General features: G+C 67.3%; 13 protein-coding genes. 10 read left to right on the plus strand and 3 right to left on the minus strand.

Annotation, left to right across the window (positions count from 1 at the left end; translation table 11 throughout):
- Positions 1–4 precede the first annotated feature (4 nt).
- The 3 genes from ASF72_RS02995 to ASF72_RS03005 all read left to right on the plus strand — a co-directional run bounded on the left by ASF72_RS02995 (position 5) and on the right by ASF72_RS03005 (position 3,401).
- Positions 5–634: a hypothetical protein gene (locus ASF72_RS02995; protein WP_056596484.1), complete on the plus strand. Its 630-nt coding sequence runs from the start codon at positions 5–7 to the stop codon at positions 632–634.
- 202 nt (positions 635–836) lie between these two features.
- The gene (locus tag ASF72_RS03000) at positions 837–2,009 is read left to right on the plus strand and encodes an MFS transporter (RefSeq protein WP_235504667.1); all 1,173 of its coding nucleotides are present in this window, start codon (positions 837–839) and stop codon (positions 2,007–2,009) included.
- 105 nt (positions 2,010–2,114) lie between these two features.
- Entirely contained in the window at positions 2,115–3,401 is a 1,287-nt protein-coding gene (locus ASF72_RS03005) for an ABC transporter substrate-binding protein (RefSeq protein WP_082483988.1), read from the plus strand.
- 107 nt (positions 3,402–3,508) lie between these two features.
- Here the strand turns inward: ASF72_RS03005 and ASF72_RS03010 are convergent, their stop codons facing one another.
- Both ASF72_RS03010 and ASF72_RS03015 read right to left on the minus strand, forming a co-directional pair.
- Positions 3,509–6,916 carry a family 78 glycoside hydrolase catalytic domain gene (locus ASF72_RS03010; RefSeq protein WP_056597401.1) on the minus strand — a complete coding sequence of 1,136 codons (3,408 nt, stop codon included), beginning with the start codon at positions 6,914–6,916 and terminating at the stop codon, positions 3,509–3,511.
- Positions 6,916–8,130, minus strand: coding sequence for a Gfo/Idh/MocA family protein (locus tag ASF72_RS03015; protein WP_056596487.1), 1,215 nt, complete (start codon positions 8,128–8,130; stop codon positions 6,916–6,918). The genes ASF72_RS03010 and ASF72_RS03015 overlap by 1 nt, the downstream gene beginning before the upstream one ends.
- 239 nt (positions 8,131–8,369) lie before the next feature.
- Between ASF72_RS03015 and ASF72_RS03020 the strand changes: the two genes are divergently transcribed.
- From ASF72_RS03020 to ASF72_RS03045, 6 genes are all read left to right on the plus strand, one after another.
- Positions 8,370–9,092 (plus strand): YesL family protein, encoded by a 723-nt coding sequence (locus tag ASF72_RS03020; protein ID WP_056596492.1) that lies wholly within the window; start codon positions 8,370–8,372, stop codon positions 9,090–9,092.
- A 264-nt stretch (positions 9,093–9,356) separates the two neighbouring features.
- Positions 9,357–10,886 carry an extracellular solute-binding protein gene (locus tag ASF72_RS03025; RefSeq protein WP_056596495.1) on the plus strand — a complete coding sequence of 510 codons (1,530 nt, stop codon included), beginning with the start codon at positions 9,357–9,359 and terminating at the stop codon, positions 10,884–10,886.
- Positions 10,887–10,973: 87 nt separating this feature from the next.
- Positions 10,974–11,984, plus strand: coding sequence for an ABC transporter permease (locus tag ASF72_RS03030; protein WP_056596498.1), 1,011 nt, complete (start codon positions 10,974–10,976; stop codon positions 11,982–11,984).
- Positions 11,984–12,856: a carbohydrate ABC transporter permease gene (locus ASF72_RS03035; RefSeq protein ID WP_050686754.1), complete on the plus strand. Its 873-nt coding sequence runs from the start codon at positions 11,984–11,986 to the stop codon at positions 12,854–12,856. The genes ASF72_RS03030 and ASF72_RS03035 overlap by 1 nt, the downstream gene beginning before the upstream one ends.
- Positions 12,857–12,945: 89 nt before the next feature.
- A complete protein-coding gene (locus tag ASF72_RS03040) occupies positions 12,946–13,650 on the plus strand; it encodes a rhamnogalacturonan acetylesterase (protein WP_056596500.1) in 705 nt (234 codons plus the stop codon).
- Entirely contained in the window at positions 13,651–14,316 is a 666-nt protein-coding gene (locus ASF72_RS03045; protein ID WP_056596502.1) for a DUF1961 family protein, read from the plus strand.
- 91 nt (positions 14,317–14,407) lie between these two features.
- On the opposite strand, the gene ASF72_RS03050 is transcribed toward ASF72_RS03045, so the two are convergent.
- On the minus strand, positions 14,408–15,424 hold the full coding sequence (locus ASF72_RS03050; protein WP_050686748.1) for a LacI family DNA-binding transcriptional regulator: 1,017 nt from the start codon (positions 15,422–15,424) through the stop codon (positions 14,408–14,410).
- A gap of 151 nt (positions 15,425–15,575) precedes the next feature.
- On the opposite strand from ASF72_RS03050, the gene ASF72_RS03055 reads away from it, so the two are divergent.
- Complete coding sequence (locus tag ASF72_RS03055) at positions 15,576–15,923, plus strand: L-rhamnose mutarotase (protein WP_050686747.1); 348 nt, start codon at positions 15,576–15,578, stop codon at positions 15,921–15,923.
- Positions 15,924–15,946: the final 23 nt, after the last annotated feature.

Below are 15,946 nucleotides of genomic sequence, written 5' to 3' on the forward strand. Positions count from 1 at the left end.
GGAAATGAGCATCATGGACAGCACCACACCCGTACCGGGCCGGCCGGAGCCCCTCCCGGTGAACCGCTTCGCGCTGTTTTCCGAAACCCTGCTGGCGGGGGTGCTGGTGCTGGTGCTGTCCATTCCGCTGGTCACCATCCCCGCAGCCTATGCCGCCGGCATCGCCCACCTGGAACGCCACCTCTCGGGCCGCGACGATTCCGTCCGGAGCCTTTGGGGAACGTTCCGGGCGGCGCTGCCCGGCAGCTGGAAACTGGGAATCACGACGGCGGCCGCCGCCGTCGTGATTATCCTCAACCTTCTCCTCGCCTGGGTGGGCCAGCTGCCGGGCCCGGAAGTGGTGCTTCCCGCCACCCTGGTCCTGGCCACCTGCGCCACCATTTTGCTGCTGCGCACCGCGTCCGCCTGGTCCGACTTCGCCGGGGACCGGGCCGATGCCAGGGGAACCTGGCAGTCCGCGCTGGCCGCTGCGCAGTCGATCTCCCTCCGGGACTGGACCGGCTCGGTCCTGCTGGCCGTGGCGATCTTCGGTTCCGTGGTGTTTGTCTGGATGCTGGTGGCCCTGTTTGTGGTGGTCCCCGGCATGCTGGTCCTCGCTTCCGCTGCCGTGAAAATCCGTTCAGCCCGCGCCTGAAGCACCCGCGGGGCCCATTCCGGCGGCCCGCCCTGTTTTAATGCCCATCACTACCGAGTTGAGCGACGTGTCCCCCGAGCAGCACCCCGCCGAAAGCTCCAGCTCCGCCAACCCCCGGACCCGTTCCGGCCCGCTGCCCGCCGCGGGCCAGCTGCGCTGGTACCACCCGCTGCTGCGGCACAACTACCGGCTTTACCTGGGCATGCAGCTGGCAGGCAGCGTGGGAGTCTGGATGCAGCGGCTGGCCCAGGACTGGCTGGTGCTGCAGCTGACCGGCAGTCCCGCGGCGGTGGGCGTGGCCGTGGCGCTGCAGTTCCTGCCCATGCTGATTGTGGGTCCGCTGGCCGGACTGGTGGTGGACCTGTTCCCGAAGCGCAGGATCATGATGGTGTGCCAGTCGGTCATCATCCTCCTGGCGCTGGGCCTGGCGGCGTGGGTCGCCTCCGGCTCCATCACAGTTTGGGCGGTGTACGCCAGCTGCGTGGCGCTGGGCATCACCGCGGCGGTTGACCAGCCTGCCCGCCAGGTTTTTGTCAACGAGGTGGTGGGGGACGCGGCGCTGCGGCCGGCGATCGGGCTCAACAACGCCCTGGGCCAGCTGGGCGCCATGGCCGGGCCGGCACTGAGCGGAATCCTGATTGCCCAGGCCGGATCCGCAGCGGCCTTTGCCGCCAACGCCCTGATCGGGGTGCTGGTGCTGGGCCTGATTGCGGCCATGCGCAGCGCTGAGCTGCACCCCGGCACTCCTGCGGTGCGGGGCCGAGGCCAGCTCCTGGCCGGTTTCAGCTACGTGCGGGACCGGCCCAGGCTGATGCTCACGATCTTGCTGGCCGGCCTGCTGGGTGCGTTTGGAATGAACGGTCCGGTGGTGCTGGCTGCCTTCGCGGAACGCGTCTGGCACAACGGGGTGGCAGGCTTTGGCCTGTTCAACACCGTCAGCGCCGTGGGCGCCCTTGCCGGCGCGCTGCTCGCCGCGAGGCTGGGACGGATGGGCCGGAAGGGCATCGTGGCCGCCGCCGCAGGCTTTGGCATCGCCCAGGCTGCTGCGGCATTGATGCCCACCGTGGAGACGTTTATGGTGATGCTGGTGGTGGTGGGGCTGATGACCCTGCTGTTCCTGACCAGCGCAGCCACCGCCGTCCAACTCGAGGCCGGGCCGGCTGTCCGCGGGCGGGTCATGGCCCTGTATCTGCCGTTGCTGATGGGCGGGCACGCCCTGGGTGGACTGCTGGCCGGCTGGCTGACGGAACAGTTCGGCGTCCGGACCGGGCTGGTGGTTACGGGCGCACTTTGTGTGGTGTCCGCCGTCGTGATTGGCCTGCTCCTGTGGCTCCACGGCCGTCGCGTGCGGGTCCGCAGCACCGCCGGTGATTGAAAAAGTAAGATTCTGTGAGGTCTTGACGCGTAATTCACATCACACTTAGTCTGGTTCGGAAAGCGGTTTCTATGGACGCTCCACTGCCAGAACAGAGGATGAACAATGATGTTTCGCGCCAAAAAGCCCGCCCTTCCCGCAACAGCGGCCCTGCTCACGGCGGTGGTCCTGGCCGTCTCGGGTTGTGGGGGTGCGCCGGCGGACCAGGATGGGCCGGTCACGCTGCGGTTCAGCTGGTGGGGTTCGGACACCCGCCATAAGCTCACCGAGAAGCTGATTGCTGCCTTCGAGGCTGAAAACCCCAACATTAAGGTGAAGGGGGAGTATGGCGACTGGAGTGGTTACTGGGACAAGCTGGCCACGCAGGTGGCCTCCCAGGATGCGCCGGACGTCATCCAGATGGACGCCGCCTATCTGGGCGAGTACTCCGGGCGCGGTGCCCTGCTGGAGCTCAAGGACGTGGATCTGTCCAAATTCGACCAGCCCGTGGCGGATTCCGGCAAGGTGGACGGCAAGCAGTATGCCGTGACCAGCGGCGTGAACGCCATGGTGGTGCTGGCCAACCCGGCCCTGGTTGCCGCCAGCGGTGTCGCACTGCCGGATGACAAGACCTGGACCTGGGACGACCTCGATTCCACGGCTGCGGACATCACCAAGGCCAGCGCTGACGGCGTATACGGAACCGGGCAGGTCAACAGCGACGCCGCTGCCAACCTGTGGTTCCGGCAGCACGGCAAGTCCCTGTTCACCAGCGAGGGCAAACTCGGCTTTGACGAGGCAGCCCTGACGGAGTGGTACGAGTACCAGGCCAGGATGCGCGATTCGAAAGCTGTTCCGCCCGCTTCCATCATTACCGAGGATGCCAGCGCCTCAATTGACCAGCAGGGCCTGGCCACCGGACGGTTCGTGATGAACATGTACTGGTCCAACCAGCTGGGTGCGCTCAGCAAGGCATCCGGGCAGGACCTGGCCATCCTCCGGCCGCCAAGCGTTGCCGGCAAGGCCGCGGAAGCCCAGCAGTTTTACAAGTCGTCCATGTTCTGGTCCGCCAGCTCCAGGACAAAGCACCCGGCCGAGGCGCAGAAGTTCATCGACTTCGTCACCAACAACGCTGCCGCCGGTGACATCGGGCTTGCAGACCGGGGCATTCCGGCCAACTCCGACATCAGGGCAGCCGTGGCCGACAAGCTGACCCCGGCCGATGCCAAGACGGCCAAATTCATCGACGAGATCTCCAGTCAGCTGGGCGGTGCGGTCCCCGTGCCGCCGGCCGGTGGCAGCGCCGCCGTCGAGGCCCTGACCCGCTACTCCCTGGAAGTCCACTTCAGCCGGTTGTCACCGGCGGAGGCCGCGAAGCGGGCCCTTTCGGAAGCGCAGAGCGCGCTCCTCTAGGCGGCCGCCCACCTACCCACCCCGCGAGATGGCACTTGGCGGCAGTCGCGGTGCCGAACATTGCCGCGAAGTGCCATCTCGCGCAAGGGTCTGTTGGGAGCGGATGCTTATCCTGTTGTGGGCGTGAACACCCAAGCGCCCGGGTGGACCCGGAAGTCCCGGGTGGATCCGGCATTGCCTTCGTCTTCCGGGCCGGAGCGCACGACGGCGGCCGGCGCCCCCGGGCCTTCGACCTTGTAGGTGCCGGCCGGCAGGCGGACGGCAGCGGTGACGCCGGCCGGAACCGTAAGTTCCAGGTGCATCAGCCCGCCGGCCCGTCGCCAGGCCACGGCGACGTTTCCGCTGGCCACCGGGACTGAACCGTGGGCGTGCGCCAACCGGCACAGCGGCGGCTCCACCAGGACCTCGCTGCCGCCGGGCACCGTGAAGCGGACGCCCAGCAGGTGCTCCAGGATTTCCTTGACCACGGAGGCCGACCAGGCGTGCGACTGGCTGTAGTCGGTGCCCTCAACCAGGTCCCAGGCTTCCCAGGTGAACGAGGCGCCGCGCTCCAGCAACGCAGCCCACCCTGGCTGGTCCTTGGTTGTCAGGAGGTCAAGGACCGCATCCGTCAGGCCCGCCGCCAGCAACGCCCGCACCAGCCGGTGCACCGTGAGCGGGCCCTGTTGCATCCCCATCCCAGCTGCCCGGCGTGCATCGCCGGCTGTATGCGCCGGGTCCGTGATGCCCAGCGAGAGCGGGAAGGACGTTGCATGCTGGGAGGCGTGGGAGCTGGGTGTGCCGTCGGCGTGCAGCCCATCCACCATCACGCCGTCCACCCGCAGCCGGGTACGGATGAAGTGCCCAAGGGTGCGTGCAGCCGCTGCATACCGGATGCCTGCTTCCTCCTGGCCGGCGGCGGCGCAGAGTCCGGCCGTGGCCAGCAGCGCCGAATAGGCCTGGGCGTTGACGGTGGTCTTGGCGGCACAGGCCATGTCGTACCCGAACCGGCCGGGCTCCGGCCAGTCAACGATGCCGTGCAGGTAGGGCCCGGAGCCGCCGCCCAGTTCGGTGACCAGTCCCGCCGTCGGCCCTTCCGTGGCGAGGTGGCGCATTGCGTAGTCCGCGGTGTCGCGCAGGTGCGGCAGCAGATCCCCGACCAAGGCAGTGTCACCGGTCCGGTGATGGTATTCGGCCGTCCATTCCGGCAGCATCAGGGAGAAATCCGGGATGTCCCGCTTCCCGTCGCCGTTGGGATAGACGGCGTTGTAGCGGCCGCGCTCGGCCGGGTCCTGCCAGTACCGGGCCGCGGACCAGCCGAACTCCCGAAGCGCCTGGGCGGTGTAGGCGTGTTCGCCGAACAGGGCCATGGTGGCGTAGGAGATATTGACCGCATCGGCCAGGAATTGGCCCTTTTCGCGGGTGGGGGTGTCCACGAACTGTTCCTGCACGCCGTACAGCGCCGAGTCGCGCAGCAGCCCGAACACGGCATCCAGCGTGGCATCCGAGCTGCCGAAGCTGCCCATTTCCGGGTGCCGGGCATGCACCACAACGGCACCCATCCGGGTCACGTCGCTGGCATCCACGCCGGGAAGCTCGAGGTACCGGAAGCCCAGGTGCACGGCGGCCCGGAAGCGTTGCGGCCCCGCCGCCTGGGTGTAGGGGAAGGACATGTCCGTGTTTTGGCTGGCTGTTTTGCCGGCATCCACGCGGCCGTCCGGCCGCAGGGTGTAGCCGGCCCGGATCAGGACCGTCCGGCCCGGGACGCCGGCGCGGAAAACGACTTCCGGCCGGCCGGGCAGGACCTGGCCGAAATCAGCCACCAGCGTGCCGTCCTCGGCCCGCAGGAAAGCCTGCGGCGCCACGAAGTCCTCGGCCATCGACGTCCGCCGGGGGTGCAGCAGGGGAAAGTCCGCCACCGGGTGCCTGCCCAGGCTGATGGCGTGTGGAAGGTCCGTGATGGCGGGCGGCGCCGCTGCTGCCAGGCCGTCCAGGTGCTCCACGGGGTCGCCCTCATCGTTGCGGTAACCAGCCTGCCGGTAGGGCGCTTCGCCCGCGTGCCAGTCCGGCCCGGAGCCGAAGACCTCGCGCCGGCCGTCGTTGTAGTCCACGCTGAGCCGGACCAGCAGGCCGGGCAGGCCCGCCGCCCGGCCCTGGCCCGGGCCGTACCAGTGCAGCACGGCAGTGAGCGGAACCGGGATGCCCGTGGGCTGCGCGGCGAGCAGGGCCGTGACGTCTGCCGCATCATAGTAGCCCTCGCCGGGGTAGCCGAACGAGGTGCTGGACAGCGCGGGCACGCCGGCCAGGGCGAGCTGCGCGTGATGGTTGGCGGCCATAAACAGCCGGGCCCGCCGGACGGTGCCGGTCAGCGGGAGATCCTTACGGAAGATCGTCCACTCGTCCGGCTGCCGGTGTGCCGTGGTGTGCGGCCAGTGGGCCAGGCACGCGGCGGCGTGGTTTTCGGTGCCGTCGAACCGGTGGTCCAGCAGCAGGGCATCCTGCGGGGCGGTCTTTCCGGCCGGCGCTACCGCTGCGGATCCGGTGATGCGCAGCGAGGCGTACTCCGCCTGGCTGCGCGGGCCCTGATGCAGGGCCAGCTGGCCGTGCGGGGTAAACGCGGGGGAGTCCGGCCCCGGGTGGGGTGGCGCGCCGTTCGCAGCGGGTGCTGCCGGGGCTCCTTCTGACGTCTGTACCGCCAGCAGTTCCTCGCCGTCCAGGGCCGCGGTGACGGTGGTTCCGTCGTCCGAGACCACGAGGTTGTGCCAGGACCCGGCGTACAGGTCCTTGCCGGGCAGCCGGGCCTGATGGACCTTGCCCCGGGGCGCGGCCTGAGCCGTGGCCAGGACCTGGGTATCCGGGGTACCGGGGGCCGGGATTTCCCAGTCCGGGGCATGCCGGAGGACCAGGGTGCCCGCCGAATTCAGTTCCAGCAGCAGGCCGGTGCCCGGGCCGGAGCTGCGCAGGATGATCCCGGCCCAGCCCATGGCCGGCCGGAGCCGGGCCGCCAGGCGGAAGCTGCGGACCGGCGGGACCGGAACCGGAAGGAACGGCGTGCCGGCCACACGCAATGCGCCGGCCAGGATGGCTGCCGGAACGCGGCCGCCGGGCGCGCGCCGGAGCCATTCGGCGTCCCAGCCGTCCGCGGCGGGCCCCGTGGTGAACGCAGTCGGGCCGCTCCAATCACCAGGGATGCCCGCTGCGTCCAGCACCTGGACCTGCCACGCGTAGTCCGTATCGCCGTCGAGGTCCGGCCCGCCGTACGGAACACCCCGGTGGCCGGCTGCCGGGACGGTGCCCGAGCGCCACAGCACCGCTCCCTGCCCATCCTGCACAACAATCCGGTAGCCGGTTTGGCGGGCCAGCGCGGGATCCGCCCCGGCTGGTTGATCGAACTGCCAGCTGAATGCCGGGCGCAGCGACGCCGTCAGGCACCCTGTCAGCCCATCGGTGAGCAGGCCAACGGCGAGAAGGTGGCCTGCGCCGCCGTCGGCCGGGTCTTCATCCAACCCTGCCAGCGGTCCCTCCGTCGCAGGCATCAGGCGGGCAGGGTAAAAGCGGTGGGAACGGTGCTTGCCCAAGGCAGCCCCAGTTCGCTGAAGGTGGCATGCCGGCTGGTTGCCTGCTCCAGGGCTTCCTCGATGCCCGTCACCACGGCGTGGGCCGCGTCGGCGTCACCGACCCATTGGACGTATGCGCCATCGATCGGCGCGGGCAGCGGGGCGGTCCGGATGGCCTCGAGCACCAGCATAAAGGCGCCACTGTCCAGCAAGGGGCTGATCAGCCGCTCGCCGTTGCGGCGGTGGGCCAGGAGGTTGCCGGTCAGGTCATCGCGGCCGAAGGTTTCCTCCGTGGTGCCGGCGGCCGTCCGGACGGTCAGCCGGTCCTCGGTGTAGTGGAAGACCGCGGTCCCGGCGGAACCGTGCAGCGTCACATAAGGCTCCACCGACTCCGCCGCGCACAGGGTCAGGGCGCACGTGATGGGCAGCCCGGCCGCGGTGCGGATGCGGATGACGGACGTATCATCCGATTCGATGCTGTTGGCCCGGTACAGCTCCGTTTCCACCGACACGACATCGGCAGTGGTGCGGGCGCCGGCGATCCGGAGGGCCGTGGCTACCGCATGGGCCAGGGGGTTGGTGGCGACGCCGTCCACCACATCCACCCCGTCGATGCTGCGCTTGCCGGCCCAGCGGGAGCGCTTGTAGTAGGCCTTGTCCCGAACCCAGCGGCCAGTGGCTGAGATGCCCTGCAGGGTGCCGATGGTGCCGGCGGCCAGCAGTTCCCCGATGGCCCCGAGTGCATGGGAGCCGAGGCTTTGGAAGCCGATCTGGACGCTCCGGCCATTGGCTGCCGCGGCGTCGGCCAGCCGGTTGAAGTCCGCCAGGGACGCCACGGGCGGCTTCTCCAGGTACAGATCGGCGGACGTGGTGAGCGCGGCAAGGCCCAGCGGCGCGTGGGTCTGGATGGGGGTGGCCACGATGATCAGGTCCAGGTCCTGCGTGCCGGCCAGCAGCTCCGCCAGGCCCGGAAATACAGCCGCCGACGGCGGGACGGAACCTTCGGCGGGTGGCTGCGGATCAGCCACCGCCACCAGGTCAACCTCACCCGCCGCTGCCAGCCGCTCCAGGTTGCGGAGGTGGTGCGTGCCGAACCCGTGCACACCCACCAACGCGACCCGCGCGGCAGGAGCGGCCAGGGGTCCGCCTTCCGGGTCGGCTTTCGGGGACAGTGTTCCGGCGGGCGTGCCCATGGTTCTCCAGTTCCGCCCCCGTTCCGGGGCAAGGTGATGGTGCCGGCCACGATGCCAGCAAGCGCTTTCCACGTTCAAGTGTGCGCCATGCCCGGCCGGACCGTCCAGCTCTGTAACGATTCAAACCAAGGCTTGACGTTACTGCCGGCAAGGGTCTACATTTTCGAGAAACCGATTACTTACGTGACGTGGACCACGCAAGCCCACAATTCTGCAACGATGGAGAAGGGAGTTGAGCCATGCTGTCTGGAACCTTCAGCGCCCGGGCCTACTCGTTCTTTGACACCCTGCTGTGGATCGCCTGCCTGAACCTGCTGTGGATCGTCTTCGCCCTGCTGGGTCTCGGCATCCTGGGCGCAGGCCCGGCCACGGCCTCGGCGCAGATCCTGGTGCGCAAGCGGTCCAGGGGTGAGGCCGCACCCCTGCTGCGTGGCTTTGTGGCCGGCTACTTCCGCAACTTCGTCCGGGCCAACGCCCTGGCGCTGCCGCTGATGGGAGTGTCACTGGCGCTGTTCCTGAACTGGAACTGGTTCGCCGGAGCAGCCGGGGTTCTTGCCGAGGTTATGGCAGCCCTGATCTTTGTGCTGGCCCTCGTTTTTGCCGGCATCGCCTGCCATGTGTTCCCCATGTATGCGCGGTACCAGCTGCCGCTGGCGCAGTACCTGCTGATGTCATCACGTTTTGCGGTCCGGCACCTGGCCGGCACCGTGATCCTGCTTTTCGTCTCTGCGGCAGTTTTTTTTGCCAGCAGCAGCCTGCCTGGCCTGATTCCGTTCTTCAGCATCGGCGCCTGGCTGTACATCACCGGTTGGCTCTGCGACCGGTTCTTTACGGCCAACGATGAATCGGTGGCCGACGCCGGGGGAGCAACCGCCACCCCGGCACCTGAACCGGCGGCTGCGGCCACCCTGGTGCCCGGGGCCACGCCGGGCCGGGTCCTGCAGGGGACTACTCCCACCTAAGATCCCGGCGCACGCGGGCCGGTGGTCCGGTGTTGCCAGCAGCCGGCCCGCTTGGCCATCGTGCCCATCCCTTGCCCTTGCCCTCATCCGTCCCATCCCGCCCTGCCCTGGCTGGCCTTTGCCGCGCAGCCGGCCGGCCCAAACCGGCCGGCCCACACCGGTCGCCGCACAAACCGGCCACCGCAAAACTGAAACGTATCAACCCAGCACGCCTTACTGAACTGACCCGCACAAGAACCCCGAAGAAGTGGAAAAGGAACAATCATGATCCGTAGGAAACTGACCCTGGCTGCCGCCGTCGTCACCGTTGCCGCCGTCTCCCTCACCGCCTGCAGCGGCGGCGAAACGCCCGCCGCAGACCTCACCAGCGTGTCCATCATGGCCCCGTTCCTCGAAGCGCAGCCGCCCGGCGCGGATGGTGCCGTGCAGAAGAAGCTTGAGGAGCTGACCGGCAAGGACATCAACATCACCTGGACGCCCAACGCCTCCTACGAGGACAAAACCAACATCACCCTGGCGTCCTCCGAGATCCCGCAGGTCATGGTCATCCAAGGCAAAACGCCCGGTTTCGTCAAAAACGCCGAGGCCGGCGCCTTCTGGGACCTCACCGACAAGCTGGCTGCCTACCCCAACCTGAAGACCACGTTCCCGGACATCCAGCAGAACGCCAGCATCAACGGCAAGGTCTACGGCGTCTACCGCGGCCGCGCCCCGATGCGCGCCGCCGTGATGTTCCGCCAGGACTGGCTGGACAAGCTGGGCCTGCAGCCGCCTAAAACCACCGAGGACCTGTACAAGGTGGCCAAGGCCTTCACCGAACAGGACCCGGACGGCAACGGCCAGAACGACACTTGGGGCATCACCATCCCCAAGTGGGGCGCCCTGGGCACCAACAGCCCGTACGACATCATCGAGGAATGGTACGGCGCCGGGAACCGCTGGACCGAGAAGGACGGCAAGCTGATCCCCAGCTTCGAAACCGACGAATTCCTTGAAGCCAACAGGTTCGTCAAAAAGATGGTGGATGAAAAGCTCATCAACCCGGATTTCGCCACCTTTGATGGCACCAAATGGAACGAACCCTTCTTCAACGGCAAGGGCGGCATCATTGTCGACGTCGACTCCCGGGTCAGCGTGCTGGTGACCCTCTTCAAGCAGGCCGACCCCAACAACTTTGAAAACAAGGTGGGCTTCGTGGGGAACCTTGAGGGTCCCGACGGCGAGCTCCACGCCCACCCCTCGGACGGGTACTCGGGCTTCCTGGCCATCCCCAAGACCAGCGTCCGGACCGAAGCGGAACTGACCAAGGTCCTGGAATTCCTCAACACCATGAACGGCAAGGACGTCGCAGTCCTGCTCAACAACGGCATTGAGGGCGTCAACTTCGCCCTGGAAGACGGCAAGGCTGCCACCATCAAGCCTGAAACGGAGGAAGGCAAGGCGGTCAGCACGGATATCAAGAGCTTCGCGCAGCTGGGCATGAACGTGGCCGGCAACACCTTCTACCCGGTCAAGCAGCCCACCGACTACGAGCAGCAGGTCTTCGACAAGCGTACCGAAGTCATGGCCGAGGACCTCAAGAGCGCCGTCTACAACCCGGCAGCACCGTTTGTATCCGCCACCTACGTGGCCAAGGGCGCCCAGCTGGACAACATCGTCTCCGACGCGCGGATCAAGTACCTCGCAGGCCAGACCGATGAGCAGGGGCTGAAGGACGCCATCAAGCTCTGGAACACCAGCGGCGGCGACAAGGTCAAGGACGAGATCAACAAGCTCTGGCAGGACAACAAGTAACAGCCAGTTCCTCCGGGGTCCGGGGCCGGCACTGACGTGCGGTCCCGGCCCGGCCTGACTCCACCACTTCCAGAAAGGAGGCCCTGCATGTCACAGCTGACAGACGCGCTGGCCTCGAACATCGGCGCCGGCGACGGCCCGGGCCTTGGCAAGGGCAAAGGCAAGCGCCCCGGGAAACCTGCCAAGGTTCCGCGGGGCAAGTTCTCCGTCCATTTTGCGCACTACAAATGGCTGTACCTGCTCCTCCTTCCCGGGGTGCTGTACTTCGCAGTGTTCCGCTACGGCCCCATGTACGGGGTCAGCATCGCGTTCAAGGAGTACGTCCCGTTCCTGGGCGTCAACGGCAGCCCGTGGGTGGGGTTCTCGCATTTCCAGGACTTCTTCGCCAACCCGGACTTCCCCCGGCTGCTGGGCAACACCCTGATCCTGGCGTTCCTGAACCTGGGCATAGCTTTCCCGCTGACCATCGTCCTGGCCTTGCTGCTGAACGAGGTCCGGCTCAGCATCCTCAAGCGCACAGTCCAGACCCTGGTGTACATTCCGCACTTCCTGTCCTGGACCATCGTCGCGTCGTTGAGCTTCCTGCTCTTCGCCCTGGATATCGGGCCGCTGTTCCAGCTGCTGAACAACCTCATGGGAACCGACATCGACTTCCTGTCCGACCCCGCCTGGTTCCGGCCGCTGATTGTGCTGCAGGACATCTGGAAAAACACGGGCTGGGGCACCATCATCTTCCTCGCCGCCCTGGCCACCGTGGACCAGGACCAGTACGAGGCCGCCATCATCGACGGCGCCGGACGGTTCCGGCGGGTCTGGCACATCACCCTTCCCGGGATCCGTTCCACCATCATTGTGATGCTGATCCTGGCCATCGGACAGACCCTCAACACCGGGTTTGAACAGATCTACCTGATGACCAACGCCTTGAACCGTGAAGTGGCCGATGTGTTTGATACCTACGTCTACTTTGTGGGCATCACCCAGGGCGCCTACAGCTACTCAACGGCCGTTGGCCTGTTCAAATCCCTGGTGGGCATTGTGCTGATCTTCGGCACCAACGCCCTGGCCAAGCGGTTCAACCAGAGCGGACTGTTCTAATGAAGATCCACAACACCACTGGCGGCCGGATTTTCGACGTCGCCAACTACGTTTTCCTGTCCCTGATCGGCATCGTGACGCTGCTGCCGTTCATCTACGTCTTCGCCGGTTCCTTCGCCACGGAAGCGGAGATCACCAGCCGGCCGTTCTTCATCTGGCCCGAGCAGTTCACCCTGGGCGCCTACGAATACATCTTCTCCACCCCGGCGTTCATCCGGGCCCTTGTCACCACCGTGCTGGTGACCGCCGTCGGCACCCTGGTGCAGCTGGCCTTCACGGTGACCATGGCGTACCCGCTGGCCAAAAAGAACCTCCGCGGCCGGCAGGTCATCCTGTCCCTGGTGGTGTTCGCCATGGTGTTTTCCGGCGGTATGATCCCCACGTTCCTGCTGGTCAAGGACCTGGGCCTGCTCAACAGCTACTGGGCGCTGATCCTGCCGGCGGCCATCAACCCGTTCAGCCTGATCATCATCAAGAACTTCTTCCAGGAGCTTCCTGCGGAGCTCGAGGAATCGGCCAAGATGGACGGCGCCACGGAGGTGGGGATCCTCTGGCGGATCCTGCTGCCGCTGTCTAAACCGGTCCTGGCCACATTTGCGCTGTTCTACGCCGTGGGCATCTGGAACGACTTTATGTCCCCGCTGCTGTACCTGTCCGATAACTCCAAGTGGACCCTGCAGATGTACCTCCGCCAGGTCACCGCGGCCTCGGACCTGCTGGGCACGGGGAACGTGGATCCCAACTACATCCCGCCGGAGCAGGGCATCAAGTTCGCCGTGATTGTGGTGGCCACGCTGCCCATCCTGATTTTCTACCCGTTCCTGCAGAAGCACTTCGCCAAGGGAATGCTCATCGGCTCGGTCAAGGGCTAACCCCCACTTGCCCTATCACTTATGGTCCCCAAAACCGGGTTTTGGGGACCATAAGTGATAGGGCAACACGTTGTTTGGAAAGGAATGCAATGAAGATCCTGCTCGCCGGAGACTCCACGGTGGCCGCCTGCCCCGCCTACGAGTTCCCGATGTCCGGCTGGGGTGCCCACCTGGCCCCGCTCACCTACACCTGGGCGGCGGTGCACAACTTCGCCAAGGGCGGGGCCAGCACCGAATCCTTCCGGGCGGAAGGCCTCTGGGACCGGCTCCTCGCGGAAACGGGGGAGGGCGACCTCGTCCTGATCCAGTTCGGCCACAACGACCAGAAGCAGCAGCACCTGGCTGCCCGCACGGGGTACGCCGCCAACCTCCGCACCATGGTCCAGGACGTCCGGAACCTGGGCGGGCTCCCGGTCCTCTGCACCTCCGTGGAGCGGCGGCACTTTGTTGCCGGGCCGTCGTCGGGCGCGGTGCCGGCGGAGAGCCTGGAGGATTATCCGGAGGTGGTCCGCGAGATCGGGCTGGAGCTGGGGCTGCCGGTGCTGGACCTCAATGCCTGGACGCGGGCGCTGTACCGGCAGCTGGGGGAGTCAGGCTCGCGGGCGCTGTTCTGCCACTTCGGACCCGGGGAGCACGCCCACTGGCCGGAAGGGCTGGCGGACAACACACACTTCTCGCAGGAAGGCGCCGCCCGGGTGGCGCGCGAGGTGGCCCGGCAGCTCACCTTGGCCGGGTACGGCCCCGGCGGCGCCGGAGCTGTTCCGGCATTAAGCACGACGGCGGGACGCGCCTAGGTGGGCGCCGCACCAACCGTCCTCTACCGGAACGCCCTGGCCGGGCCCGCGGATGCTGCCGGCTGGGTGGCCGAAGGGCCCTTGGGAATGGGTGCCCGGGACGGTGCCCTGGAACTGTGGGGAACCAGGGACGACGCCGAATTCGGTGATCACGCGCACTGGACCTTCTGGTGCCCGGTGGAATTCCCGGACCGGATCCGGATCAGCTGGGACTTCCTGCCGCTGGCGGAACCGGGCCTGGCCATGCTCTTCTTCGCTGCCGTGGGGCAGGGCGGGACGGACCTGTTCTCCCCGGACCTCGCGCCGCGCACCGGCTACTACCCGCAGTACCACTCGGGGGACATTGACGCCCTGCATGTGTCCTACTTCCGGCACAAGTACGCGTCCGAGCGGGCCTTCCGGACCTGCAACCTGCGCAAAAGCGCCGGCTTTGAACTCGTGGCGCAGGGCGCCGATCCGCTGCCGCCTGCGGAGGATGCCACGGACTTCTACCGGCTGGAGGTGGTCAAGGATGGTCCCCTGGTGGCGTTCAGCGCCAACGGACTGCCGCTCTTCGACTGGACCGATTCCGCTGCCACCACACTGGCCGGCGGCCGCATCGGGTTCCGCCAGATGGCACCGCTCCGGGCGGCCTACCGCAACCTGGTGGTGGAAGCCCTGGCCTGAACCCGCGGCGGCCGTGCCGCCTCGTGCCGCCTCGTGCCGCCTTGTGCCGCATCGTGGCGTCCGCCGGGGCGTCCGCCGGGCCAGCGGTGCCTCAGGCAGGACCGGCAGTGCTTTGGCGGACCACCAGTTCCGGGGTGAACACCACGGCGCGGTGGGTGGCGTTCTGCGAGTCGACCTCCTCGACAAGGAGTTCAATGGCGGTGCGCCCCAACGCTTCGGTGGGCTGCCGGACGGAGGACAATGGCACCACGGCGGACACGGCAAAATCGATGTCGTCATAGCCGATCAGGGCCACGTCTTCGGGGATCCTGACGGTATGGGTCATGGTGAGGGACTGCATCACACCCAGGGCCAGGAGATCGTTCGCGCAGAAGATTCCCTCCGGCAAACCGTCCAGGCCGCGCTCCACCAGCATGTTGCCCACGCTCCGCCCGGCCAGCACTGTCTGGCCCTCGGAACCCAGCACCTCCAGCGTGGCACCGGACTCCTCGTCCACCGCCCGCCGGGCACCCTGGAGCCGGTCCGCCACCTGCCGGATGCTGGTGGGTCCGCCCACAAAGGCCAGCCGACGGCGGCCCGTGTCCAGCAGGTGCCGCGCAGCAAGGTACCCGCCGGCGTCGTCATCCACGGCGACGGAACTGAACTTGGACTCGTCCGCCTGCCGGTCCACCAGGACCGTGGGTACACCGCGCTCGCGGAGCAGGTCCAGGCGCTCGCTCACGTCCCCCACCGGCGAAATCAGCAGGCCCTGGACGCGCTGTTCCTGGAACAGGTCGATGTAGTTCGCCTCCCGGCCGGCGTCGTGGCCGCTGTCGCCAAGCAGTACGGCGCTGCCCTGCAGCGCGGCGGCGTCCTCTGCCGCGCGCACCACGGACGTGAAGAACGGGTTCCCCACGTCGAGGACAATCAGCCCGATGGTCCTGCTGTGTCCGGCACGCAGCTGGCGGGCCGCGTCATTGCGGACAAACCCCAGCTCGTCGATGGCCCGCAGGACGCGGTCCTTGGTCCGTTGGGACACCCGGTCCGGGTAATTGAGCACGTTGGAGACGGTACCCACCGCCACGCTGGCCTGGTTGGCGACGTCCTTGATACTGGCGGTGCGGTTCATGATTCTCCGTGCTGGTAGGCGAAGGTGCCGGGTGTTCCGAACCGCTGCTTGGACAACCGGACGGAATGCTTGACACCCACTCAGGTTCAAGAGTACTTTGAATCGTAACAATGAAACGATTCAAAGATTGCGAAATTCAGGAGGGTTCCAGATGAGGGTGTGCTTCCGCTCCTCCGTCCAGCCGGCACTGATCGACGAGTACCGTCGCCGCCACGCCGCCGTGTGGCCGGAGATGCTGCAGGCCCTCAAGGATTCCGGGTGGCACAACTACTCGCTGTTCCTTGGCGGGGACGGGCTCCTCGTGGGCTACGTCGAGTGCGACGACTTCGATGCCGTCCGGGCCCGGATGGGCCTGACGGAGGTCAATGCCCGCTGGCAGGCGGAAATGGCCACCCTGTTTGAGGACTCCGGCCAGGCGCCCGATGAAGGCTTCCAGGTACTGGAGGAAGTCTTCAACCTTGACGGCCAGCTCGCAGCGGCGGGCACTGCCCCGGGCTGATCCGCCCCAACCGGGCCGGCAGC

Origin of the sequence: Arthrobacter sp. Leaf141, from assembly GCF_001424565.1 — a bacterium.
Taxonomy (GTDB): Bacteria; Actinomycetota; Actinomycetes; order Actinomycetales; family Micrococcaceae; genus Arthrobacter.